The 22775-nt window shown below is 68.8% G+C and carries 23 protein-coding genes; 15 read left to right on the top strand and 8 right to left on the bottom strand.

From position 1 onward, the window contains the following. Positions 1-95 precede the first annotated feature (95 nt). The 9 genes from HUW62_RS17295 (at position 96) to rplQ (ending at position 5591) form a co-directional block, all read left to right on the top strand. Positions 96-749: an adenylate kinase gene (locus HUW62_RS17295; protein WP_163870408.1), complete on the top strand. Its 654-nt coding sequence runs from the start codon at positions 96-98 to the stop codon at positions 747-749. 97 nt (positions 750-846) lie between these two features. After that, the gene (map, locus tag HUW62_RS17290; RefSeq protein WP_163870409.1) at positions 847-1605 is read left to right on the top strand and encodes a type I methionyl aminopeptidase; all 759 of its coding nucleotides are present in this window, start codon (positions 847-849) and stop codon (positions 1603-1605) included. 152 nt (positions 1606-1757) lie between these two features. Further along, positions 1758-1976, top strand: coding sequence for a translation initiation factor IF-1 (gene infA / locus HUW62_RS17285; protein ID WP_002614803.1), 219 nt, complete (start codon positions 1758-1760; stop codon positions 1974-1976). A 76-nt stretch (positions 1977-2052) separates the two neighbouring features. Continuing rightward, entirely contained in the window at positions 2053-2169 is a 117-nt protein-coding gene (gene rpmJ / locus HUW62_RS17280; RefSeq protein ID WP_002633586.1) for a 50S ribosomal protein L36, read from the top strand. Between the two features lie 54 nt (positions 2170-2223). Continuing rightward, positions 2224-2607, top strand: coding sequence for a 30S ribosomal protein S13 (gene rpsM / locus HUW62_RS17275; RefSeq protein WP_141644008.1), 384 nt, complete (start codon positions 2224-2226; stop codon positions 2605-2607). A gap of 62 nt (positions 2608-2669) precedes the next feature. Beyond that, a complete protein-coding gene (rpsK, locus tag HUW62_RS17270) occupies positions 2670-3110 on the top strand; it encodes a 30S ribosomal protein S11 (RefSeq protein ID WP_163870410.1) in 441 nt (146 codons plus the stop codon). 72 nt (positions 3111-3182) lie between these two features. After that, a complete protein-coding gene (rpsD, locus tag HUW62_RS17265) occupies positions 3183-3809 on the top strand; it encodes a 30S ribosomal protein S4 (protein ID WP_141644010.1) in 627 nt (208 codons plus the stop codon). Between the two features lie 163 nt (positions 3810-3972). Further along, positions 3973-4995: a DNA-directed RNA polymerase subunit alpha gene (locus HUW62_RS17260; RefSeq protein WP_163870411.1), complete on the top strand. Its 1023-nt coding sequence runs from the start codon at positions 3973-3975 to the stop codon at positions 4993-4995. Between the two features lie 182 nt (positions 4996-5177). Further along, a complete protein-coding gene (gene rplQ / locus HUW62_RS17255) occupies positions 5178-5591 on the top strand; it encodes a 50S ribosomal protein L17 (RefSeq protein ID WP_163870412.1) in 414 nt (137 codons plus the stop codon). Between the two features lie 108 nt (positions 5592-5699). On the opposite strand, the gene HUW62_RS17250 is transcribed toward rplQ, so the two are convergent. The 3 genes from HUW62_RS17250 to HUW62_RS17240 form a co-directional block, all read right to left on the bottom strand. Then, positions 5700-6245: a hypothetical protein gene (locus HUW62_RS17250; protein WP_255203482.1), complete on the bottom strand. Its 546-nt coding sequence runs from the start codon at positions 6243-6245 to the stop codon at positions 5700-5702. A 150-nt stretch (positions 6246-6395) separates the two neighbouring features. Next, complete coding sequence (locus tag HUW62_RS17245; protein WP_176435069.1) at positions 6396-7784, bottom strand: tetratricopeptide repeat protein; 1389 nt, start codon at positions 7782-7784, stop codon at positions 6396-6398. An 11-nt stretch (positions 7785-7795) separates the two neighbouring features. Then, positions 7796-8584 carry a 1-acyl-sn-glycerol-3-phosphate acyltransferase gene (locus tag HUW62_RS17240; RefSeq protein ID WP_163870415.1) on the bottom strand — a complete coding sequence of 263 codons (789 nt, stop codon included), beginning with the start codon at positions 8582-8584 and terminating at the stop codon, positions 7796-7798. Positions 8585-8822: 238 nt separating this feature from the next. On the opposite strand from HUW62_RS17240, the gene HUW62_RS17235 reads away from it, so the two are divergent. The 3 genes from HUW62_RS17235 to HUW62_RS17225 are packed head-to-tail and all read left to right on the top strand — an operon-like array spanning position 8823 to position 12377. Next, positions 8823-9437, top strand: coding sequence for a deoxynucleoside kinase (locus HUW62_RS17235; protein WP_163870416.1), 615 nt, complete (start codon positions 8823-8825; stop codon positions 9435-9437). Further along, positions 9437-10609 (top strand): DUF2314 domain-containing protein, encoded by a 1173-nt coding sequence (locus tag HUW62_RS17230; RefSeq protein WP_163870417.1) that lies wholly within the window; start codon positions 9437-9439, stop codon positions 10607-10609. Before HUW62_RS17235 ends, HUW62_RS17230 begins: the two co-directional genes overlap by 1 nt. Positions 10610-10661: 52 nt before the next feature. After that, on the top strand, positions 10662-12377 hold the full coding sequence (locus tag HUW62_RS17225) for an FHA domain-containing protein (RefSeq protein ID WP_163870418.1): 1716 nt from the start codon (positions 10662-10664) through the stop codon (positions 12375-12377). 22 nt (positions 12378-12399) lie between these two features. On the opposite strand, the gene HUW62_RS17220 is transcribed toward HUW62_RS17225, so the two are convergent. After that, complete coding sequence (locus tag HUW62_RS17220) at positions 12400-13308, bottom strand: DMT family transporter (protein WP_368670432.1); 909 nt, start codon at positions 13306-13308, stop codon at positions 12400-12402. A gap of 98 nt (positions 13309-13406) precedes the next feature. On the opposite strand from HUW62_RS17220, the gene HUW62_RS17215 reads away from it, so the two are divergent. Then, the gene (locus HUW62_RS17215) at positions 13407-14318 is read left to right on the top strand and encodes a pseudouridine-5'-phosphate glycosidase (protein WP_163870420.1); all 912 of its coding nucleotides are present in this window, start codon (positions 13407-13409) and stop codon (positions 14316-14318) included. Between the two features lie 60 nt (positions 14319-14378). Here the strand turns inward: HUW62_RS17215 and HUW62_RS17210 are convergent, their stop codons facing one another. Next, a complete protein-coding gene (locus HUW62_RS17210) occupies positions 14379-14864 on the bottom strand; it encodes a GAF domain-containing protein (protein WP_176435067.1) in 486 nt (161 codons plus the stop codon). Between the two features lie 105 nt (positions 14865-14969). On the opposite strand from HUW62_RS17210, the gene HUW62_RS17205 reads away from it, so the two are divergent. Then, positions 14970-15713, top strand: a complete 744-nt coding sequence (locus HUW62_RS17205) for an NAD-dependent deacylase (RefSeq protein WP_163870422.1) — start codon at positions 14970-14972, stop codon at positions 15711-15713. Positions 15714-15805: 92 nt separating this feature from the next. Here the strand turns inward: HUW62_RS17205 and HUW62_RS17200 are convergent, their stop codons facing one another. After that, complete coding sequence (locus tag HUW62_RS17200; protein WP_163870423.1) at positions 15806-17506, bottom strand: serine/threonine-protein kinase; 1701 nt, start codon at positions 17504-17506, stop codon at positions 15806-15808. Between the two features lie 123 nt (positions 17507-17629). Between HUW62_RS17200 and HUW62_RS17195 the strand changes: the two genes are divergently transcribed. After that, a complete protein-coding gene (locus HUW62_RS17195; protein ID WP_176435066.1) occupies positions 17630-19597 on the top strand; it encodes an ABC-F family ATP-binding cassette domain-containing protein in 1968 nt (655 codons plus the stop codon). Positions 19598-19633: 36 nt separating this feature from the next. On the opposite strand, the gene HUW62_RS17190 is transcribed toward HUW62_RS17195, so the two are convergent. Beyond that, positions 19634-20314 carry a zf-TFIIB domain-containing protein gene (locus HUW62_RS17190; RefSeq protein ID WP_163870425.1) on the bottom strand — a complete coding sequence of 227 codons (681 nt, stop codon included), beginning with the start codon at positions 20312-20314 and terminating at the stop codon, positions 19634-19636. A 27-nt stretch (positions 20315-20341) separates the two neighbouring features. Then, positions 20342-22585, bottom strand: a complete 2244-nt coding sequence (locus tag HUW62_RS17185; RefSeq protein ID WP_176435065.1) for an ATP-binding protein — start codon at positions 22583-22585, stop codon at positions 20342-20344. Positions 22586-22775 lie beyond the last annotated feature (190 nt).

The following is a 22775-nucleotide window of genomic DNA, read 5'->3' as shown; positions in this document are numbered from 1 at the left end:
GAGTCGTTCAAGGTATTCGGTGGTGCACACGGGGGGCGCTTGGAAGCTTCGTGGCCGACGACTTCCGTGCCTTCCTTGGGAGCTGAGAGGAGCACATGAACCTGATCCTGTTGGGACCGCCGAACGCGGGGAAGGGTACGCAGGCGAAGAAGCTCTTCGCCGACTTCCACATCCCGCAGATCTCCACCGGTGACATCCTCCGCAAGGCAGTGGCGGAGGGGACGGAGCTGGGGAAGGTCGCGGGTCCGTTGATGGCGGCGGGCCAGTACGTGCCGGACGAAGTCGTCATCGGTATCGTCGAGGAGCGCTTGAAGCAGTCGGACGTGGCCCAGGGCTTCGTGCTGGATGGCTTCCCGCGCACGCCGGGCCAGGCTGACGCGCTGGACAGGATGCTGGGGCGGCTGGGCAAGCAGCTCGACGCGGTCGTATCGCTCGAGGTGCCGCACAAGACGCTGGTGGAGCGTGGCTCCGGCCGGCGTGTCTGTCCCGTGGATGGCAGCGTCTACCACGTGGACCAGAGCCCCCCGAAGCGCGCGGGGTACTGCGACAAGTGCGGCACGGGGCTCGTGCAGCGGCCCGACGACATGCCGGACGTCATCGAGAAGCGCCTGCAGAAGTACGACGCGGAGACGGCGCCCCTGAAGGCCTTCTACGCGAAGAAGGGCGTGCTCACGAGCGTGGACGGCGTGGGCTCCCCCGATGGCATCTACGAGGAGATCAAGAGCGCCGCGGGCAAGGGCAAGGCTTGATGTGCGGACGTGCTGGCGAGCGGATGCGAGGCGCTTGCGGCGCCCGCGGAGGCTTGCCACCCGTTCTCCGTGCGCGGTTGGCGCGCACGGACCGCCCATGAGTCAGGTGGGAATCAAATCGAGGGAGGAGATTGCCCTCATGCGCCAGGCCGGGCGCATCGTTGCCGACGTGCTGGATGCGCTGGAGAAGGCCGTGGTCCCGGGTGTCACCACCTGGGAGCTGGACGCGCTGGCGGAGAATCTGACGGCGGAGCGGGGGGCCAGGCCGGCGTTCAAGGGCTACCTCGGCTTCCCGTGTGTGCTGTGCGCCTCCATCAACGACGAGGTGGTGCACGGCATCCCCAGCAAGCGGCGGAAGCTGGCCGAGGGCGACCTGATGAAGCTCGACTTCGGGGTGTCCTACAAGGGGTGGTTCGGGGACGCGGCGAGGACGGTGCCAGTGGGGAAGGTGTCCGCCGAGGCGCAGTCGTTGCTGGACACGACGCGGGAATCGCTCCAGAAGGCCATCCAGGCGATGAAGCCGGGCAACCGGCTGGGCGATATAGGGCATGCCGTCCAGCGGCACGTGGAGGCCAGGGGGTACTCCGTGGTCCGGGACTTCACCGGCCATGGGATTGGCCGGAAGCTCCACGAGCACCCCCACGTGCCCAACGTCGGACAGGCGGGGGCGGGAATGAAGCTCCGGGCGGGGATGGTCCTCGCGGTGGAGCCCATGGTCAACCAGGGCACCCACGAGGTGGAGATCCTGGACGACGACTGGACGGCGGTGACGGCGGACCGGAAGCTGTCCGCCCATTTCGAGCACACCATCCTCATCACGGATGGCGGAGCTGAAGTGCTCACCCGGGGGGCGTGAAGGCAGCCGGGACAGCGGGTGAAATGCGAAGATGTTACGGTGGGTTGGTAGGAATCCGAGTTTTGCCGCGCGGGACGCTTGCCACTTGCGGACCAAAGTGCTATCCCGCCGCGCTTCCAGAAGGTTCGTGGTCCGGGAAGAGGGTTTGACGCTTGCCGAAGGATGATTCCATCGAAGTCGAGGGGACGGTGATGGAGCCCCTCCCCAATGCGATGTTCCGCGTGGTGCTGGATAATGGCCACAAGGTGCTCGCGCACATCTCGGGTAAGATGAGGATGCACTTCATCCGCATCCTCCCGGGAGACAAGGTGAAGGTCGAGCTGTCTCCGTACGACCTGACGCGCGGGCGGATCACGTACCGGGCGAAGTAGAAAAGGGCGCCGCCCTGGGACTGGGGTGGCGACCCCTCATGACTTTTCATCTGTTCGAAGGAAGGAAGTTCGCTCCATGAAGGTTCGGGCGTCCGTCAAGAAGATCTGCGACAAGTGCAAGGTTGTTCGCCGCAAGGGCATCGTGCGCGTGATTTGCGCTTCCAACCCCCGGCACAAGCAGCGCCAGGGCTAACGGCCGACAGGCCGTTGGCTTCAGACCAACTCCACTCCAGAAGGAAGACCGAAGATGGCTCGTATCGCCGGCATCGACCTGCCGCCCAACAAGCGCGCCGTGATCTCGCTCCAGTACATCTACGGGATCGGCAACAAGTCCGCGCAAGACATCATCGAGGCGGCGGGCATCGATCCCACCACCCGGACCAAGGACCTCACCGAGGACCAGGCTCGCAAGATCCGTGAGATCATCGAGGCCAGCTACAAGGTCGAGGGTGACCTCCGGCGTGAAGTGACGATGAACATCAAGCGTCTGATGGATCTGGGCTGCTACCGGGGTCTCCGTCACCGCAAGGGCCTGCCTGTCCGTGGCCAGCGCACCCATACCAACGCGCGTACCCGCAAGGGTCCGAAGCGTGGCATCGTCCGGGCGAAGCCTGCCGCTCCGGCTCGGTAAACCGCAGCGCCGGCCCGTGAGGTGCCGGCGTCGATCACCTCCTCTCAGGAGCAGCAACTCAAATGGCTGACGAGATCAATACTTCGGCTGCGGCGCCTACGGGCACCGAGGGCGAGGCCCCTGCCGCGAAGAAGGCCAAGCGCAAGGGCAAGAAGAGCATTCTCAATGGCGTGGTGCACATCCAGTCCACGTTCAACAACACCATCATCACGATCACGGACGTGTCCGGGAACGTGATCTCCTGGTCCTCGGCCGGGGCGCGTGGCTTCAAGGGAAGCCGCAAGTCCACCCCGTTCGCCGCCCAGGTGGCCGCCGGCGATGCCGCGGCGAAGGCGATGGAGCACGGGCTGAAGAACGTGTCTGTGTTCGTGAAGGGTCCGGGCGCGGGCCGTGAGTCGGCGCTGCGCGCGCTGGCCGCCGCCGGTCTGAAGATCAACCTCATCCGCGACGTGACGCCCATCCCGCACAACGGGTGCCGTCAGGCCAAGCGCCGCCGCGTCTAACCCCTTCGTCCGGGCCGCCCTTCGCGCTCGCGAGCGTGGGGGCGGCTCCAGATCACCTTTAAGGAGAAGTCTGTGGCCCGTTACACCGCGAGCGCTTGCCGTATCTGCCGGCGCGAAAACCTCAAGATGTACCTGAAGGGCGACCGCTGCTACACGGACAAGTGTGCCATCGAGCGCCGCCCGTATCCCCCCGGTCAGCACGGCCAGGGCCGCGTGAAGTTCTCTGGTTACGGCGTGCAGCTGCGCGAGAAGCAGAAGGTCAAGCGCATGTACGGCCTGCTGGAGAACCAGTTCCGCGGCTACTACCACCGCGCGTCCGCCGCCAAGGGCAAGACGGGTGAGAATCTCCTGCAGCAGCTGGAGCTCCGCCTGGACAACGTGGTGTTCCGCATGGGCTTCGCGGATACCCGCAACGAGGCGCGCCAGCTGGTTCGCCACGGCCACTTCCAGGTGAACGGCCGCAAGGTCAACATCCCCTCGTTCTCCATCAAGCCCGGCACGTCCGTCGAGGTGGTGGAGAAGAGCCGCAAGGTGCTGCGCATCTCCGAGGCGCTGGAGACCGTGGACCGCCGTGGCGTTCCGCAGTGGATCGACCTGGACAAGAAGTCGTTCAAGGGCACGGTTCGCACGGTCCCCAACCGCGAGGACCTGACGATGCCCATCCAGGAGCAGCTCATCGTGGAGCTCTACTCCAAGTAGTCCCCGCGCCAGGCCGCGGTTCGCGCCTGGACGAGGTACTCAACAACGCCCTGGCCGACGAGGCCGGGGCGTCGTGCTTTATCCGCAGTCCCCTACGTGGCCATCCTCCCGCCGTCCCGGTGGGTAGGTCGGTGGTGGCGCACGTCTCGAGGAGTCGTACACCATGGCTGATACGTACATTGCGAAGAACTGGCGTGACCTCATCAAGCCGCGCCGCATGGAAGTGGATCAGGACAGCCTGACCCCTACCTACGGGAAGTTCATCGCGGAGCCGCTGGAGCGTGGCTTCGGCACCACGCTGGGCAACTCGCTGCGCCGGGTGCTCCTGTCGTCGCTGCAGGGCGCGGCCATCACCTCGGTGAAGATCGAGGGCGTGGACCACGAGTTCACCACCATCCCCGAGGTGTCCGAGGACGTCACGGACGTCGTGCTGAACCTGAAGGAAGTCCTCCTTCGGATGCACACGAACGAGCCGAAGACGCTGCGCATCGAGGCGGAAGGGCCCAAGGAAGTGAAGGCGGGTGACCTCATCACCGACGCCGACGTGGAGATCCTCAACCCGGGTCACCACATCTGCACCATCTCCGAGGGTGGCAAGCTCCGCATGGAGCTGCAGTGCCGCCGCGGCCGTGGCTACGTGCCGGCCAACTCGAACAAGGTGGTGGGTGCGCCCATCGGCACCATCCCCATCGACTCGCTGTTCTCGCCCACCCGCAAGGTGAACTACCAGGTCACCAACGCGCGCGTCGGTCAGGTCACCGACTTCGACAAGCTGTCGCTCGAGGTCTGGACGGACGGCTCGGTGTCCCCGCAGGACGCGGTGGCGTACGCGGCGAAGATCATCAAGGAGCAGCTCACCGTCTTCGTGAACTTCGACGAGACGGAGGAGCCGGTCATCGCCGAGGCGCCGAAGGAAGAGGCGAAGCTGAACGAGAACCTGTTCCGCTCGGTGGACGAGCTGGAGCTGTCGGTGCGTTCCGCCAACTGCCTGCAGCAGGCGAACATCAAGACCATCGGCGACCTGGTGCAGCGCACCGAGGCCGAGATGCTCAAGACGAAGAACTTCGGCCGCAAGTCGCTGAAGGAGATCAAGGAGATCCTCGCGGAGATGGGCCTGTCGCTCGGCATGAAGCTCGAGAACTGGCCCCCGAAGCAGGCTCCGGCCCCGGCGGCGCCGAAGGCGTAGAGTCTTCGTGGTACTTTCCTTGCGCGCCCGCGACATGGCGGTACGCGGCGCGGAGGGAAGGGGTCCAGGGCGGTTGACCGGACCCGACCAGCAGTGGTGAGCCCCGTGTCGGGCTCACCCTTCCCACCCGGTACCTGATACGGCCGGAGTGGTGGCCCCTGACGGGGACCCGGAGCACGACGATGCGTCACAAGGTCGGACAACGAAAGCTGCACCGCACCACGAGCCACCGGCTCGCGATGCTCAACAACATGGTCACCTCGCTGCTCGAGCACCAGGCCATCCGCACCACCGTTCCCAAGGCCAAGGAGGCCCGGAAGATGGCGGAGCGCATCATCACGCTGGGCAAGCGCGGTGGGCTCTCCAACGTGCGTCTGGCGGCTCGGATCGTGAAGGACCGCGACGTGCTGCAGAAGGTCTTCAGCGAGTACAAGGACCGCTACGCCAACCGTCCCGGTGGCTACACCCGCATCATCCGCCTCGGCTTCCGCCGGGGTGATGCCGCGGAGATGGCCCTCCTGGAGCTGGTGGACCGGCCCGAGAAGAAGGCCGCAGCCGCCGAGGCTCCTGCCGCCGAAGAGACCAAGGCCGAGTAAGGCCGTCCTCCGCACGCCCCTTCGCGAGGAGGGGCGGGTGGAAACGCAGAGGGCGCTCTTCCCAAGTGGAAGGGCGCCCTTCGTGTTTGCGGGGCTCCGAAGGGCTCGCTACTTCGGGCCGAGGAGGCGCTTCCACTCGGTGCGCAGATCCTCGGTGAGGTTCGCGCTGTCGTCGCTGCTGCGCATCTCCAGCGTGTCGAAGCGCAGGTCCGCGGGCGCGGCGCCGCCGGTCCCCATGAGCTGCTTGGGGGTAATGGTGATGAACTCCCCGGCGCCCACCGACGGCACGGCCGCGCGGTACTGGCCGTTGACGATGAGCGTGACGTCCTTCCACGCCTCCTTGCTCTCGTTCCAGATGGTGATGGAGGGCCGGTCCAGTTTGTCGCTGAGCACCAGCCGCGCGTCCATGTCACCCGTCTGCATGGAGCTGCCAGGGCAGGCGATGACGAAGCTCGCCGCCGTCAGCGCCAGCCACCCGGCGATGATGGAGGCCTTGTACTTGAAGAAGCGATCCCGCTGCCGGAAGTCCCCCGCGAACTCCTTCAGGATGGAGAGCGCGTTGAGGGCCTGGTTGGAGGCCTCGCCCGCGAGCCGCTTGCCCAGGGCATCGTCCTGCTTGCCCTTCTGGAGCGGCGCCGTGCGCGCGGCCGACATCACCCGCAGGGTGCCTGGGTCCGTCGGCGTGCGAGGCGTGCCCGGACTGCTCGGAGTCCGGGGCTGAGTGCCGGGATTGGTTACCGTGCGCGGAGACTTGCGGCCATCACTCATCGGGCGCGAAGTGTAGAGGGCACGAGCCGGTGGTGGCTACTGGCCCTTGAGGGATTGCAGCGCGCGCGAGGCCACCGCGTTCTCCGGCTGCGCCTCCAGCACCTTGGACAGCCAGCGCTCGGCTTCCTCGGCCGCCGACTTCCTCACCTGCGGGCGCGAGGACTTCATCGACTGCTCGGTGAAGAGCAGCCCCAGCCGCAGCGAGAACTCCACGTTCTCCGGGTCTTTTTCGACCACGTAGCGCAGCTCGCGCTCCGCGGCGGGATAGTCCGCTTCGAGCTGGTACACGAGCGCCAGCTTTCCCCGTGCGGGGATGGAGTCGGGCGACAGGGATACCGCCACGGTGAAGGCCTCGCGGGCCGCGACCAAATCCCTCCGCTCGAGGTGAAGATCTCCCAGCCGGAACCAGGCCGCGTCCAGCAGCGGATGCAGCGCCACGGCCTTCTCGAACGATGCGCGCGCGGCGTCTGGACGCTGGCGGGAGGCGTACAGCTCGCCCAGGTAGAGGTGATTCTTCCCGTCGCGCGGAGCGCTTTCGATGGCCTGCTTGAACTCGTCCACCGCGCGGCCCGCGTCGTCCAGGCGTTGATAGGCGAGCCCCAGCAGCGAGTGCAGCACCGCCAGGTCCGGGTAGTCGTGCAGCACCTCCTCGAAGGCCAGGATGGCGTGCTGGGGCGCATCCAGGTCATTCAGGTAGCGCAGGCCTTCTTCCAGCTTGGCCTCGGCCGCCTTGGGGATGCCGCCGAAGGGGTCGCTGACCTGCTCCATCAACGCGCGCGCGGTGGCCACGTCGGCGGGGGTGGGGCGGCCTCGGACGACGACTCCCAGCGCCTCGACAGCGCCCGCGGAATCACCGGTGCGGTGCAGCGCCTTGGCCAAGGGCAGGCGCCAGGCGGTGCGCTCGGGGGCGAGGGCCGCCGCGCGACGCAGGGGCTCCACGGCGGCGGCGTACTGCTCGGACTCCAGGCGGGCGACGCCCAGGCGGTGGTGATACTCGGCGGTGTCCGGGGAGAGGGTGATGGCGCGCTCGAAGGCCGTCACCGCCGGCGCGCCGGCGTCCTTGGCTCGCGAGAACAGGGCGAGCCCGAGCATGTACTGGTCCACCGCGCGCTCGCTGGTGGCGATGCGCCCCTGGAGCTCTTCAATCCACGCGTCCGTGCGGCCCGCCTTCACCTGGGCCTCCGTCAGCGTCCGGGCCACGTCCAGGTCCTCGGGCGTCTTGGCGTGCAGCTCCTTCAGGATGCCGAGCGCCTTCTGCGGCTGGTTCTCCTCCAGGTACGCCCGCGCCCGGGAGCGCTCGTCGGTGGGGCGGGGCGCGCCCGTGGTGGCCGAGGTGGTGTGGCCGCAGCCGGCGGCGAGCAGACCCAGGCCGAGGACTGCGGCGCGGACCCAAGGGCGAAAGCGAAAGGCGGGAGTCGTCGTCACGGGAGAACGTCTCAATTCGTGGAGGTGGCGCGGGCGGCGCTGATGCCTTCGAGGCCCGCGGCGGCGACGGAGTCCTCGGGGTCGCCACCCTTGCCGCCCAGCGCGAGGCTGTCGGCGATGATGACCTCCCGCACGGCGCGGGCGAGGCCCTCCCGGTCATTCTCCGCGAAGCCCGTGGTGTCGATGGGCTTGCCGATCTTCACGCGGATGGGGCCGGGGGTGATGTTCCAGCTGTCCTTGGGCATCAGGTTGCCGGAGCCCTCGATGGTGACGGGGCAGATGGGGACGCGGGCCTTGAGCGCGAGCGCGAAGGGGCCCTTCTTGAAGGGCAGGATGCGGCCGTCCGGTGAGCGGGTGCCTTCGGGGTACAGGAAGATGCTCGTCCCGGCGCGAATCTTCGCCGCGGCCACGTCCAGCGAGGCGATGGCCTTGGAGCGGTTGCTCCGGTTGACGAAGACATGGCCGGCGAGCGCGAGATACCAGCCGATGAACGGCACCCACTTGAGCTGGCTCTTGGCCACGTAACGGAAGGACACCGGCACGGCCATGAAGTGCGCGGGGATGTCGATGGTGGACTGGTGGTTGGCCACGTAGATGGTGGCCCGGTTGGGGTCCACGTTCTCCTGGCCCAGGACCTCCAGCTTCGCGCCACCGGCCCAGAGCAACACCGGAGACCAGATCCTGCGAGCCACCCAGACGGAGTTGGCCGGCCTCAACGTCAGCACCATCGCCAGGATGGCCAGCACGAAGCTGATGGGGGACCACACGCCCGCCGTCACGACACAGAAGAGCTTACGCATCCCTCAGCCCCCTCCTCGGGGCCGGTTCGTCGGGCGGGGGAAAGGCTCGGCCCGAGGGCAGCCCCACGGCGAGATGTCCTGTCCCGGACGGCCGGACAGGCGGCCGCACCCCGGAAGGTGGCGACGCCCTGCGGCGCGGCGAGAGGGACTGCACGGGGGCATGCACTTCTTCTACCACGAGCCTTCCTTACCTTGTTGCTGGTGCGCGCAGCTTGGCGGGGTTACAAGCAGGGGTGGCGTGGCCAGGAAAAAGTTTATCGCCATCGCGGGCAACATCGGCGCCGGGAAGACGGAGCTCACGTCCTTCCTTTGCCGGAAGTACGGGTTGACCCCGTCCTTCGAGCCCAATGACCAAAACCCCTATCTCGCGGACTTCTACAAGGACATGAAGACGTGGGCCTTCCGCTCACAGCTCTTCTTCCTGACGCACAAGTTCCGCCTCCACCGGGAGATGGAGCGCACGGCTGGTACCGTGCTTCAAGACCGCACCCTCTACGAGGACGCGGAGATCTTCGCCAAGAACCTCCACCGCCAGCGGCTCATCGACAAGCGGGACTGGAAGACGTACTGCGAGCTCTACGAGACCATCTCCGAGTCGCTGCGTCCGCCCGACCTGATGATCTACCTGCGCTGCCCCGTGCAGACGCTGAAGGAGCGCATCGCCCTGCGCGGCCGCTCCATGGAGAAGGACATCCCCACCCGCTACCTCCAGCGCCTCAATGCCCTGTATGAGGAATGGTTCGGTGCCTACCGGTTGTCTCCAGTCCTGGTGCTGGCCACCGACAAGCTCGACTACCTGACCGACCTGGTGGACCGCGTGGACCTCTTTCAGCAAATCGAGAAGCACCTGTGATGGAGGTCTACCTCCTGGCGACCGAGCAGGAAGGGCCCGCGCCGCTGGATGCCCTGCGTGCCTCGTTCGCGACGGACGAGGTGGAGTTCACTCCGGACGAGGACGGCCAGGGCTTCGTGCTCCGGGCGGACAGCTCGGAGGTGCATGTCCGGTTGACGGTGGGGCCCGAGGGCCTGCCCAAGTTCAACAAGGCCGCGTACAGCGGCAGCCCGGAGGCCTTCGCGCGCCTGGGCAAGGCGAAGGCCTACTACCACCTGTCGCTGGAGCCGGGCGGCGCGCAGCCCACGTTGCCCGTGTTCGAGGCGCTGTGGGCCGTGCGCACCCTGCTGGAGCACGTGCCCGGGGTGCTGGTGGACCTGGCGGCCTTCAAGCTCCACGAGCCCGAGGACGTGGTGGAAATCACCGAGCTGGACTTCGACATCCGGGACCACGTCCACCTGCACGCGGTGGAGGTGACGGAGGGCGACACGCCGCTGTGGGTGCACTCGCACGGCATGGAGAAGTTCGGCGCGCGAGACCTGGAGATCTTCCACCTGGCGGAGCAGGACCTGCTGCCGGCGGAGAGCTTCCTGCACGAGCTGTGCACCGACCTGGCCTTCGGTCAGGGGCCCGCGCTGCGCTCGCAGGTGGGCACCAGCGAGGGGCAGCCGTTCATGGTGCTGCCTTCCGAGGAGGCTCGCGCCAACCTGCTCGGCGTGCCGCTGGAGACCTTCGAGGGACACGAGGGGTTGTTCCTCACGGTGGTGTCGCCCCTGGGGCGCCACAACACGTCGCAGCTCCTGGCGCCGTACCGGGAGCGCTTCACCCAGGAGCCCGAGGAGCAGACGGAGTCGATGCGCCGCGAGGCCCAGTCGCTCCTGCCTTCGTTCCTGGCGCGCTTCCAGCGCCGGGGGCTGATGGAGCCGCTGACCTTCCTGGTGCGGGCTCCCTTCGACACCCACCCGGATGGGAACACGGTGGTGGAGAACCTCTGGCTGGAGCTGATGGCCCGGGACGACGGCACCCTCGTGGGCAAGCTGGTGGATGGCGCGGTGCACACCACCGAGTGGCGCAAGGGCGCCCACGTCGAGGTCGAGGAGACCCAGGTCAACGCGCTCGCGCTCAGCCGTGAAGGGAGAGCCCTGGATGAAGGGGAAATCCGGGCCCTCCTCAACGCAGAACGGCCCATGTAGGGCGACGGGCGGCGCTTGCCCGTGTCCTCCGGGACGCTAGGCTCCGCGGCCCATGCCCGCACTCCTGCTGCTCACTGGCCCGTCCGCGGGGCGCCGATACGAGGTGCTCTCGGACATGGCCATCGGCCGCAGCCCCTCGTGTGAAATCCCCCTGCGGGATGACCAGGTCTCTCGCAAGCACGCGCAGCTGACGGTCCACGAGGGAGAGGTCCGGTTGACGGATCTGGGCTCGCGCAACGGGACGCTGCTCAACGGCATGCGCATCAGCGGCGAGGTGGTGCTGCAGCCCGGAGACCGCGTCCGCGTGGGCCTGACGATGGCCGTCTTCGAGCCTCCGCCGGTGACGCTGGTGGAGGGTGGCCCCACGTCGCCGGGCCATGTGCCGATTGAAGAGGTGCTGCCGCACGTGGGCGCGGCGGCGGCGATGTACTCGGCGGGCACGGCGCTGCTGGGGGCCACCAGCGAGGCCATGGTGCTGCGGCGCCTGGCGGACGAGGTCGCTCGGGCCCTGAGCGCGGACCGCGCCGCAGCGCTCCTGGGGAGCAACACCGGGCTGCTCACCGCGGCGGTGTCGGGCGCGGAGTCCATGTCCGTGCCCCGCTCGCTGGCGCAGGTGGCGATGGAGCGCAAGGAACTGGTCCAGGCGGAGACGGAGATGTGCGCGCCGCTCGTGGCTTCCGGGGGCATGCCCTTCGGCGTGCTCTACGCGACGCGCGCGGATTCGGCGTTCACCGGCGGCGAGGGACAGCTCCTCGCGGCGCTCGGGCGGCTGGGGGGCGAGGCGTATACGGCGGTGCGCTCGCGGATGGAGGCGGAGTCTCCCGCGCCCGCGCTCCTCGGGACGTCCAGGCCGCTGCGCGCGTTGGTGGACGGGGCTCGCAGGGCGGCGAACAGCGCCGCGCCCGTGGTGCTGTATGGCGAGCCGGGGACGGGCAAGACGCTGCTGGCCCGCATCGTCCATACGCGCTCTCCCCGGGCGCTGGAGCCGCTGGTGGTGGTGGACTGCCGGCAGCCCGCGGAGGCAGTCGACGAGGTCCTCTTTGGCCGCGCGAGCGCGCCCGGGCAGCCGCCTGGGGCCTCCGCGTTGCTGCGCGCGGACCGGGGCTCATTGCTGCTTCAGCACGTGGATGCGCTTCCTCGGAACCTGGCCGAGCGGTTGGCTCGATTGCTGGCCCGGCGCGTGGCTCCGGCCCGGCAGGGCGGTGAGGAGCCCGTGGACGTGCGGTTGCTCGTCACGGCCTCTGTTCCGGTGGCGCTGCTGGGGACTCGGGGCGAGGTGGATGCCGCGCTCGCTCGGACGCTGATGGGCTTCGAACTGGAGGTGCCTCCACTGCGAGAGCGCCGGGCGGACGTGCTCACGCTGTTCGATGGTTTCCTGTCGCGTGCGGCGCGTCGGGTGCGGAAGGAGCCTCCCGTGCTGGGCGCGGATGCCCGGCGCCTGCTGGCGGACTACCCGTGGCCGCATAACGTCCGGGAGCTGGAGCTGGTGGGGGAGCGGCTGGGGTTGCTCTACGCCGGAGGCCGGGTGGGGGCGCTGCAGCTTCCTCCGGAGGTCCAGCAAGGCGGCCCGGCCAGTGACACCCAGACGCTCCAGTCCCGCGTGGGACGGCTGGAGCGCGACGCCATCGCGGAGGCGCTGCGAGAGGCTGGTGGGAAGAAGGTCCGGGCCGCCGCACTGCTGGGCATCAGCCGCCCCACGCTGGACAAGAAGATCGAGGAGTATGGCCTCGCGGTGGAGCGGGGGCGACGCGGGGAAGACGGGCGCTGATTCCTCGCGGCGTGGCTCGGCGTCACTTCCTGCGACTGAGCAGTACGCCCGCGAGGATGAGCGCCGCGCCGAAGGCCTGGAGCAGCGTGGGCTTCTCTCCACGAACACCCCAGGCGGTGAGCGCCGCCACGACAGGCACTCCCGTGTTGTAGAGCGACGCCCGCGCGCTGCCCACCTGCTGCACCGTCCGTCCCCAGATGAAGTAGCTGAGCACCAGCGGAATCAGCGCCGAGTACACCACGCCCGCCCACGCACCCACGCCGATGCTGCCCACGTCCATCGCGAGCACCGCGGGCACTCCCGCCAGCACCCCCCCCGGCGCTCCCGTCAGCATGGTGATGGCGGTGATGCGCAGCGCCGACACCTCGTTGCCCAGCGAGCGGATGCCCACGGTGTAGAGGGCCCAGCAGACACAGGCCACCAGGATGAGCCCGTCTCCCAACCTCGTGTCCGTGCCCAGCGACGGGCCTCGCGCCGCCACCACCAGCAGCATGCCCACCACCGCCAGCGACATGCCCATCACCAGCGGCCGGTTGAGCCGCTCGACTCCCAACGCCGCGCCCAGGGCCGCCACCAGCACCGGCGTCACCGCCACCAACATCCCGCTGTTGGCCGCCGTCGTGTTCGCCAGCCCCAGGATGAAGCTGAGCTGGTACGCCGTATTGCCCACCAGCCCGAGCACCGCGAGCTTGAGGAACACCGGCCTCGGCAGCGGCTTCCAGCCCTCCACCGCCAGCAGCAACCCCGCCATGGCCACCGAGGCCACCGCGAAACGCACCGACATGAAGGCCAGGGGCGGAATCGTCCCCAGGGCTTCCTTCACCACCGTGTAGTTGGTGCCCCAGACAACGACGACACCGAGGATGGCCAGGTCGGACGCAGAGAAGGCGCGCGGTGGCGCGGCAGGGACACTGGCGGCGTTCGTGGACACGGCGCGCGAGGGATAAGGCCCAGCGACTCTTCGTGCAAGCCGACGTTTCCCCGCCGCTCGGCTTGTCCCCATGCCGCGCCGTGGCTTAAACGCGCGGCATGGACCTACGCTTTTCGGACGAGGTGCGTCGCGCCCTCGACTCGCGCCAGCCCGTCGTCGCCCTGGAGACGAGTGTGGTGGCCCAGGGACTTCCCTACCCGGACAACCTCGCCGCCGCTCGCGCCTGCGAGGAGGCCATCCGCCGCGCAGGCGCCGTACCCGCCGCCACCGCAGTGGTGGACGGTGTCGTGTGCATCGGCCTGGAGGACTCGGAGCTGCGCCGGCTCGCGGAGGGCAAGGAGCCCTTGCTGAAGCTCGGCTCTCGCGACCTGGCCATCGCCGTCGCCACCCGTGCCTCCGGAGGCACCACTGTCAGCGCCACGTGCGAGCTGGCCGCCGCGGCCGGCATCCGTGTCTTCTCCACGGGGGGCATCGGTGGCGTGCACCGGGGCGCATCGGAGCACTGGGACATCTCCCAGGACATCACCGCGCTCGCCCGCTTCCCCGTGGCCGTCGTCTGCGCGGGCGCGAAGTCCGTGCTCGATTTGCCCAAGACGATGGAGCTCCTGGAGACCGCGGGCGTGCCCGTCATTGGCGTGGGCACTCGTGAGCTGCCGTCCTTCCACAGCCGTGACTCCGGCATCACCCTGGAGCACAGCGTCAACGACGTGGCCACCGCCGCGCGCATCGCTCGCGCTCGCTTCGAGACGCTGGGGCAGGGCGGTGTGCTCTACACCGTGCCGCCGCCGGAGGAGACCGCGCTGCCTCGCCATGAGGTGGAGCTTCAGATCGCCTCGGCCCTCGCCGAAGCGGAGCGACAGGGCATCAAGGGCAAGGACGTCACGCCCTTCCTGCTGCGGGAGCTGGGGCAGCGCACGGGCGGCAAGACGCTCAAGGCGAACCTCGCGCTCCTCGTGAACAATGCCCGCTTCGCCGGACAACTCGCCGTGGCCTACGCGCGCGGCGACTGACAAGCCTTCCCTGGGGCGCGGGCCTTGTCTCCCGCGCCCTCGGGACATTTCGACACCGCGTTACTGTTGGAACCAGCGCATCATCGATTCGAGCTGCTGGCGGTCCAGCTCGTCGAAGGCGTTCTTGCTCGCGGAGTCGATGTCCAGCACCGCGAGCAGCTCGCGGTTCTTCCCGTACACCGGCACCACGATTTCGGACGCGGAGCGCGCGTCACAGGCGATGTGGCCGGGGAAGGCATGCACGTCCGCCACCACCTGCGTCTCACCCTTCGAGGCGGCGGTTCCGCAGACGCCCTGGCCGAACTTGATCTCCAGGCACCCCAGCGTGCCCTGGTAGGGGCCCACTCGGAGCAGCTTCCCCGGCGTCACCACCCGGTAGAAGCCCGTCCACAGGTGGCCGAAGGCGTGGTGGATGAGGCAGCTCATCGTCGCCATGCCGGCGATGGGGTCGTCGATGCCGGCGAGCGCCGCCTGCACGTGCTGCTGGAGTTCCTCGTAGGCCTGCGCCTTGGGGGCCGCGCGCAGGTCCAGGGTGATTTCCGCCATGATGGGGTCCTCGAGTCAGGTCTCCGCACCCGCCCGTCAGGGCCCGGCGCGGTCATCGTCGTCCCACGCTTCATATCCTGAATCCCACGCCGCACAGGAGGCACCGTGGAAACGCTCCTTCTCGATTCGAATACCTGGCTGCTCGTCCTCACCGGTGCGGGTGTCTCCGCCGAGAGCGGAGTCCCGACCTTCCGAGGAATGAACGGGCTCTGGGAGGACCAGCCCGTGGAGCAGGTGGCCTCGCCCGAGGGCTTCGTGAAGGATCCGCTGCGGGTGTGGCGCTTCTACTCCCAGCGGCGGGCAGGTGCCGCCGGCGTCTCGCCCAACCCCGGCCATGACGCGCTGGTGGCCTGGGAGCGACACCTGGGCGACCGCTTCCTCCTGGCCACGCAGAACGTGGACGGCCTGCACTCACGTGCGGGCAGCCAGCGCGTGGTGGAGATGCACGGCAACCTCTTCAAGACGCGTTGTAGCAATGACGAGTGCAAGCGCGCGCCCTTCGAGGACACCACCGTGTACGCGGCGGGCACCGTGCCCGGGTGCAAGGACTGCGGCAGCCTGCTTCGCCCGCACATCGTCTGGTTCGGCGAGTACCTGGACCCCGCGGACCTGGAGCGCATCCAGGACTTCTCGCTGCGCGCGGCCAGCTCCGGCGGGCGCTTCGTCTTCCTGGCGGCGGGGACCTCCGGCGCCGTGTACCCGGCGGCCGGCATGGTCGACCAGGTGCGCGGCGCGGGCGGGGAGACGTGGCTCGTCAACCTGGACCCGGCGGAGAACTCGCGGCGCTTCCAGCACTCCGTGCAGGGCAAGAGCGGTGAGGTGCTCCCGAAGCTGGGGCGGCTCGTCTGAGTGCGGGGAGCGACGAGGTGCTCCCGAGGCTGGGGCGACTCGTCTGAGGGCGGGGAAGGGCGGCTCCCTGGTGAACGGGAGCCGCCAGTCGCCTACTCGAAGACGCTGATATCCTGGCCGGAGTTGGTGGGCCGGGGCGGCTTCGGCTTCGGCGGACCCGCGACGCGGATGGGCTCCAGCGTCACGTCCACTGTCTGGCTGTCCCCGGCGACGCGGCTGAAGTTGAGCGAGCGCTCCTCGGACTTGTGGTTCGCGAGCCGGAAGCTGAGCTGGTGGGACTTGTCTCGCGGGAGCATCAGCTCGATTGGCGTGGTGCCGATCTGCTCGTCGCCCTCGTAGATGGCGGCCCCGGACGGCGTCGAGTTGAACTTCACCCGAAGCTCCTGCGGCGCGGCCTCCGTCGGATTCGAGGGCGCCGTGGTCCCCGAGGGATTCGCCGGCCTGTCCCGAGGGACCTCGACGACCTGGGTCGAAGGCTGCTTGGAACCGCCCTGGCCCCCTCCCAGCACCACCGCCGCGCCGATGCCGAGCAGCACCAGCGGCACCGCGACGAACGCGACCTTCTTGCCCGTGGACATGCCCTCCGGCTCGGGAGGGGGAGGCGGCGGGGTGGGCGCGGCCCGGCCAGGGGGCGGACGGACGCGGCTGGGCGACGAGCCACTGCCGCCCGGCGCTCCCGCCTGGCTGCGTGCGATGACGACGTTGGACGGCGTGGAGCCCCGGCCCGGGGCCGAGCCGGCACGCGGGGAGCGAACACCACTGCCGCTGCCTGCTCCCGGACGCCCCGCGCGACTGCCCGCGCGGCTGCCACTTCCACGGTCGCTGACACCCGAGCTGGAGCCGCCGCTGGGCATCGCATCGAGCTGCTCGGGGCTGACGTCCGCCACCGAGTCCAACATCGCGTCCATGAACTCCTGGGCGCTCTGGTGGCGGTCCTCCTTCTCCGGGGACAGCGCCTTGCGGAAGAAGGCGTCCAGCGCGGTGGGGACCGGGGCGCCCTGGCGCTTGGTGTTGACGGCCGGAACCTGCTGCGTGAGCGACGCGGTGAGCGCCTTGCGCACGGTGTTCGCGCCAAAGGGCGAGCTGCCCGTGAGACAGAAGTAGAGCACGCCCGCCATGGAATACAGGTCGGAGCGCTGGTCCACCGCCTCGCCGCCGGCCTGCTCCGGAGGCATGTACTGCGGCGTGCCGAGCACCTGGCCGGTGGAGGTGAGCTGCTCCTCCTCCTCGGCCTCGAGCGCCTTGACGAGACCGAAGTCCAGCACCTTGACGAAGTCCCGGCCGCCCAGGTCCATCACCATGATGTTGTGCGGCTTGAGGTCGCGGTGGACGCAGCCCTCCTGGTGCGCGTGGGCGAGCCCTTGCGTGGCCTGCTCGATGAGACTGGTGGCGCGGCGCAGGGACATGGGCCCCTCGCGCTTCACCACTTCCTTGAGGCTTTCGCCCTGGAGCAGCTCCATCACGTAGTAGCAGGTGCCGTCGGGCGCGCGGCCGAAGTCGAAGATGGTGATGACGTTCGGGTGGCGCAGGCGGCTGGCGATCTCCGCCTCGCGGCGGAAGCGCTCGAAGAACTGGGGAGCGGCGGCGAGCGACGGGTTGAGCGTCTTCACCGCGACGGGGCGCTGCACCGAGGTCTGCGTGGCGCGGAACACCATGCCCATGCCGCCCTGGCCGAGCACGCTCTCAATCTTGTAGCGACCATCGAGCACCTGGCCGATGAGCTGGAGGCTCTGGCCTGAGCAGAGGTGGTCGACGCCGTCGGTGCTTCCGCAATGGGGACAGGGGGCAGCCATGTGGGGCCGGAGTATAGGCAGGCCCCGGCCGGGTCCGGAAAGGGGACGTTGGCTCCCAAGGTCTCCGGGCAGGCATCTGAGCCATTTCCCGAGGGCCCCAGGGCTGTTACATCCCCGGCCGCCATGAGCCTCGTCATCGCCCAGGACCTCAGCCTCTCCTATGGAAAGAAGGTCCTCTTCGACAGCGACAGCTTCACCCTCGGCCCCAAGGACCGTGTAGGCCTCGTCGGGGCCAACGGGACGGGGAAGAGCACCCTGATGAAGATCCTGGCCGGTGTCGCCCAGCCGGACTCGGGGACCTTGACGTACCGGCGGCGCGCCCGGTGGGGGTACCTGCCCCAGGAAATCGCCGGGCTGCCGGAGGGCACCGTGGTGGAGGCGGTGATGAGCACCGTCCCGGGGCGCGACACCCTGGAGTCCCGGCTGAAGGAGACCGAGGAGGCCCTGGCGGCAGCCACCGACGAGGAGGACCTGCTCGAGCTGGCCCAGTCCCTGGCGGACCTGCACGCGGAGCTGGACGACTTCGAGAACCGCTTCGGCCGGCACCACGCCGAGCGCATCCTCAAGGGCCTGGGCTTCAAGGACAACGATCTGGTCAAGCCCACCTCGGCCCTCTCGGGCGGCTGGCGGATGCGCGCGGCGCTGGCGGGCCTGTTGCTCCAGGACCCGGACCTGTTGCTCCTCGATGAGCCGACCAACCACCTGGATGTCCCCACGTTGGCGTGGTTCGACGGCTTCCTGCGCCGCTCCAACAAGGCGCTGGTGCTCATCTCGCACGACAGGGACTTCCTCAACCGGCAGATCAACCGCGTGGTGTCGCTGGAGCTGGAGGGCGTGCGCGAGTACGCCGGCAACTACGACGACTACAAGCGCCTGCGCGCCGAGGAGAAGGTGCTCCTCCAGGCCCGGGCGGAGAAGGTGGAGAACCGGCGCGCGGAGCTGCAGGGCTTCATCGACCGCTTCGGCGCGAAGGCCACCAAGGCCAAGCAGGCGCAGAGCCGCGCGAAGATGTTGGAGAAGCTGGAGAAGGTGCAGGTCCTGGAGGAGCGCTCCACGATGAAGTTCCGCTTCCCTGAAGTGGAGCGGAGCGGGCGCGACGTGGTGTCGCTGGAGCGCATCACCAAGCGCTATGGCGCGCAGACGGTGTACGACGGCCTGTCGGGCCGGGTGGAGCGCGGCCAGCGCATCGCCGTGGTGGGCGCCAACGGCGCGGGCAAGACGACGCTCCTGCGAATGGTGGCCGGGGAGCTGGTGCCGGACTCGGGCACTGTCACGATCGGCCACAACGTGGTGGTGGGCTATTACGCGCAGCACCACGCGGACAAACTGGACAAGCAGAACACCATCATCGAGGAGGTGCGCCCGCTCGCGGCGGACAAGCCGGAGAGCTACGTGCGCGGCGTGCTCGGCGCCTTCCTGTTCAGCGGCGATGACGTGGAGAAGCCCATCGGCGTGCTCAGCGGTGGTGAGCGTGCGCGCGTGGCGCTGGCGAAGCTGCTGCTGGTGCCCTCCAACTTCCTGCTGATGGACGAGCCCACCAACCACCTGGACCTGGACTCGGCGGAGATGTTGATTGAGGCGCTGAAGCTGTACGGCGGCACGCTGCTGTTCGTCAGCCACAGCCGCAGCTTCATCAACGGGCTGTGCACCCAGGTGTGGGAGGTGGCCGACGGGAAGCTGACGCCGCACCCGGGCAACCTGGACGACTACCTGTACCACCAGGAGCAGCAGCAGCGGCTGAAGGCGGAGGCCGCGGCCGGTGGCGCGGCTCGAAGTGACACCGCGTCCTCCGTGACGATGACGGAGAAGGACCGCAAGCGGCAGGAGGCCGAGGCGCGTCAGCGGCGCAGCGTGGTGGAGGGTCCGCTCAAGAAGGAGATCTCCAAGTTGGAGGAGCAGATCGCCAAGGTGGAGGCCGCGCAGAAGGAGCGCGAGACGCAGCTCGCCGACCCGGTCCTCTACAACGACTTCGCTCGGGCCAAGCCGCTGATGGACGCGCACCGCGACGGCAAGGACACGCTGGAAGACCTCTATGCCCGGTGGGAAGCCGCGCAGGAGAAGCTGGCGCAGGCGACCGCGACCCTGAACTGAGGCACGGCGACAGTCGGCCTCTCGGCTCGCTTCAGCTCACTGTCCGAACACGCGGGTGAACAGCCACATCAGCGCGGAGCCGGTGGCGTCGCCCGTGTATTGCGCCGTCATCGCCCCGGTGTAGCCAGAGGCATGCGGGGTATCCAGCTCGGAGGAGGGAGCCGCCTTCGTCAGCTCCTCCGAGAAGGGCACGGAGCCCTCCGGTGCGCAGCTTCCGCAGTACAGCGCCTCTTCATAGACGAAGCCGTAGCGGGGCTTCACCTCGCGCTTGCACTCCACGCATGACGTCGTTCGCCCCATCTTGAGCGTGGGTCTCACGTCCAGGGGCGCGTTGCGATGCGTCGTCGCCGCCTGCTGGAGCTGTTGCAGCTCACCCGGGTCCAACGCCACGCCCGCGCAGTCCGAGCACACCTCCACCGTGACCCCCAGCACCTGCACGACGGGCAGCGGGGCGTGCCCGCACCGGGGACAGCTCGGCGCCGGGGTTCCACAGCTCGGACACTCCGGGACGTACTGGAGCTTCGCCTGACAGCCCTTGCACATGCCCGCGTGTCCCTTCGCGCGGCGCACCAGCGCGTCGGAGATGGAGCCGCCCATGACGTTCGCCAGCGCCTCGCCCTCGAACCAGACGGAGCCGCAGTGGCCACACTCCTCGCGGGGCAGCCCTCCCATGAAGGTGGGCCGCATCGTGTTGTGGCAGAAGGGGCAGGCGCTCATGGGCAGACAGCCTAGCGCCAATCCCACTCAACTTGCTCGTCGCCGCCGCTCGCGCTTGGGCCGAGGCTCCGGAGCCGATGGGGCAGGGGGCTCGCGCAGTTCCTCCGGAACGGGGAACGACTGGGAGATGCGCGTCGCGGGCGGCGGCGTGCCCGTGCCCTCCGCGACGAGCCCCTCCGCGGGCTTCTCCGCCGGCAGCGCGGGCAGGCGGATGATGAACGTGGTGCCCTCGCTCGCCTTGCTCTGCACGGAGATGCTGCCGCCGTGGTTCTTCACGATGCGCTGACAGATGGCGAGGCCCAGCCCCGTGCCCTTCTGCTTCGTCGTGAAGAACGGCACGAAGATGTGCGGCTGCTGGTCCGTCGGAATGCCCGGCCCGGTGTCGGACACGCGCACCTCCAGCACCTCGCCCCCCGCGTTGCGGAACTCACCGAAGCGCTCCGGCTTCTCCGTGCGCACCGTGATTCGACCCTCGCGCGTGTCCAGCGCCTGCACCGCGTTCTGCACCAGGTTGATGAGCACCTGCTTGAGCTGCTCGGCGTCTCCATCCGCGCGCGGCAGCAGCAGGTCCAACTCCACCGCGAGCTGGACGTTGGCGGGCACGTCATTCTGGATGAGCCGCATGGTCCGCGTCACCACCTCGTTCAGGTCCGTGGGCCCGAAGCTCTGCTTCATCGGCCGCGCGTAGTCGAGGAACGCCGTCACCACGCCGTTGAGGCGGTTGACCTCCTCGACGATGACCTCCAGGAACTCGCCGTCCTCGCCCGGCAGCCGCATCGGGTCCAGGCACTGCGCCGCGCCCTTGATGGCCCCCAGCGGATTGCGAATCTCGTGCGCGAGGCCCGCCGCCATCTCACCCAGCGCGGCCAGTCGATCTCTCTCTCGAATCTTCTCGTACAGCTTCGAGTTCTCCAGCACCGTCGCCAGCTTCTCCGCCACCTCCAGGATGAGGGCGATTTCGTCGGACGCGTACGCCTCCGGCACCCGCTCGTCCCAGAGGTTCAGGAAGCCGATGACCCGATCATTGCCCACCAGCGGCACGGTGATGCCGGCCTTCATCTGCACCAGCGCCGCGCGCGTGTCGTTCAGTCGCTTCAGTTCGTCGCGGTAGCGCCGTCCCTCCACCGTCTGGAGTCGCATCGTCGCGCCGCGCCGCTCCACGTTCTCCAGCAGCACCGCCTTCTGCCCGCTGGCCACCGCGAACAACAGACCGCGCGCCGCCGCCGTGTCCAGGAACGACACCGGCAACGGCCCCCGCGAGTCCAGCAGCCGATACCCCGGCCGGTCCTCCGCGAGCAGATACACCGATGCATGCGTCACGCGGCCCGTCTCGTGGAGCGTCTCCAACACCAGCCGCGCCAGCTCCGAGATGTCGATGACGTTCGCCATCCTCGCGCGCAGCATCCCCAGCGCGTCGAGCAACGCGAAGCGCTCGCGGAAGAAGATGCGCACCACCATCTCCTCCACCTTCGTGCGCAGCGGGTCCAACAGGATGAGGATGACGAAGGCCGCCACCACCGTGTTGAAGACGAACAGCCCTGTGTCCTCGTCCACCCACGCCGTCAGCACGGTGAAGACCGCCGCGAGGATGACCGCGAGCACCGTCTGGGAGGCGATCTTCCCCAGGAGCTCGTGCAGGTCCATCAGCCGCAGCCGCAAGAGCGTCTGCGCGAGGAAGAACAGGTACAGCGTGGTGAAGACGGGCCCGAGCGTCGGCAGCGGGATGACGGTGCCCAGGAAGTCGAGCGCGGAGAAGAGGATGCCCGCGCCCGCGCCGATGGCCAGGTACATCAGCCTCAGTTGCTCGATGCGGGACTCGTTCGTCCTGACCCGGTGGAGCAGCAACGACACCGAAGCGAGCAAGGAGCCGAGCACCCAGACGCCCATGGCCACGCGAGCCCACGCCTTGTCGGCGAGGGGGGTGACGGCCACGGCCAGGCCCAGGAAGACCGACAGGAGGGCGAGCCGGCGGCCGACCTGGTGTGTTCCCTTGCTGACATCCAAGAACTCGAGGAAGAAGCCCACGGCCGCGCCCGGTACGAGCGAGGCGACGAGCACGGTGATGCCCAGGGTGATGCGCGCCGCCCAGGGGTAGGTCGCCGCGGGAAAGAGGCTGTGGAAGAAGAACGAGAGGTAGTACCCAGCCACCGTCAGGGCGAAGACGGAGTACAGGGTGAGGACCTTCGGCCGGGCCGGGCGCAACAACATGGACACGCCCAGGGCCAGGCCGATGATGGATGCCAGCAGAGCGCTCTGAGTCCGGATGTCCATGGGCTTGCGGACAGTCTAACCTGTGTCCACCTCCGGAAATTTTCCATGCACTCCCGGTTGTCATGGGGCGAGCCCGCGCCCACCTCCCAGGGTCCCCAGCCCCGCGTATGAAGCCCTTCCTGCCCAAGCTCGCCGTCGTCGCCTCCGCGCTCCTGTTGTCCGCGCAGGCTCCCGCACCCCAGGTCTCCCC

This window comes from Myxococcus sp. AM011, assembly GCF_013372595.1.
In the GTDB taxonomy this organism is placed as follows: domain Bacteria; phylum Myxococcota; class Myxococcia; order Myxococcales; family Myxococcaceae; genus Myxococcus; species Myxococcus eversor.
The sequence above is the reverse complement of the archived record's forward strand: the minus strand, read 5'-3'. Positions and strand labels throughout refer to the sequence as shown.

Excerpts from the sequence above, each read along its gene's own strand:
- rplQ (WP_163870412.1), top strand. The coding sequence starts at position 5,178 with ATGCGTCACAAGGTCGGACAACGAAAGCTGCACCGCACCACGAGCCAC.
- HUW62_RS17210 (WP_176435067.1), bottom strand. The coding sequence starts at position 14,864 with ATGGCGGAAATCACCCTGGACCTGCGCGCGGCCCCCAAGGCGCAGGCC.
- rpsM (WP_141644008.1), top strand. The coding sequence starts at position 2,224 with ATGGCTCGTATCGCCGGCATCGACCTGCCGCCCAACAAGCGCGCCGTG.
- HUW62_RS17250 (WP_255203482.1), bottom strand. The coding sequence starts at position 6,245 with ATGTCGGCCGCGCGCACGGCGCCGCTCCAGAAGGGCAAGCAGGACGAT.
- rpsK (WP_163870410.1), top strand. The coding sequence starts at position 2,670 with ATGGCTGACGAGATCAATACTTCGGCTGCGGCGCCTACGGGCACCGAG.
- HUW62_RS17200 (WP_163870423.1), bottom strand. The coding sequence starts at position 17,506 with ATGGCTGCCCCCTGTCCCCATTGCGGAAGCACCGACGGCGTCGACCAC.
- rpmJ (WP_002633586.1), top strand. The coding sequence starts at position 2,053 with ATGAAGGTTCGGGCGTCCGTCAAGAAGATCTGCGACAAGTGCAAGGTT.
- HUW62_RS17225 (WP_163870418.1), top strand. The coding sequence starts at position 10,662 with ATGCCCGCACTCCTGCTGCTCACTGGCCCGTCCGCGGGGCGCCGATAC.
- HUW62_RS17185 (WP_176435065.1), bottom strand. The coding sequence starts at position 22,585 with ATGGACATCCGGACTCAGAGCGCTCTGCTGGCATCCATCATCGGCCTG.
- map (WP_163870409.1), top strand. The coding sequence starts at position 847 with ATGAGTCAGGTGGGAATCAAATCGAGGGAGGAGATTGCCCTCATGCGC.
- HUW62_RS17230 (WP_163870417.1), top strand. The coding sequence starts at position 9,437 with ATGGAGGTCTACCTCCTGGCGACCGAGCAGGAAGGGCCCGCGCCGCTG.
- HUW62_RS17295 (WP_163870408.1), top strand. The coding sequence starts at position 96 with ATGAACCTGATCCTGTTGGGACCGCCGAACGCGGGGAAGGGTACGCAG.
- HUW62_RS17195 (WP_176435066.1), top strand. The coding sequence starts at position 17,630 with ATGAGCCTCGTCATCGCCCAGGACCTCAGCCTCTCCTATGGAAAGAAG.
- HUW62_RS17190 (WP_163870425.1), bottom strand. The coding sequence starts at position 20,314 with ATGAGCGCCTGCCCCTTCTGCCACAACACGATGCGGCCCACCTTCATG.
- HUW62_RS17240 (WP_163870415.1), bottom strand. The coding sequence starts at position 8,584 with ATGCGTAAGCTCTTCTGTGTCGTGACGGCGGGCGTGTGGTCCCCCATC.
- HUW62_RS17215 (WP_163870420.1), top strand. The coding sequence starts at position 13,407 with ATGGACCTACGCTTTTCGGACGAGGTGCGTCGCGCCCTCGACTCGCGC.
- HUW62_RS17260 (WP_163870411.1), top strand. The coding sequence starts at position 3,973 with ATGGCTGATACGTACATTGCGAAGAACTGGCGTGACCTCATCAAGCCG.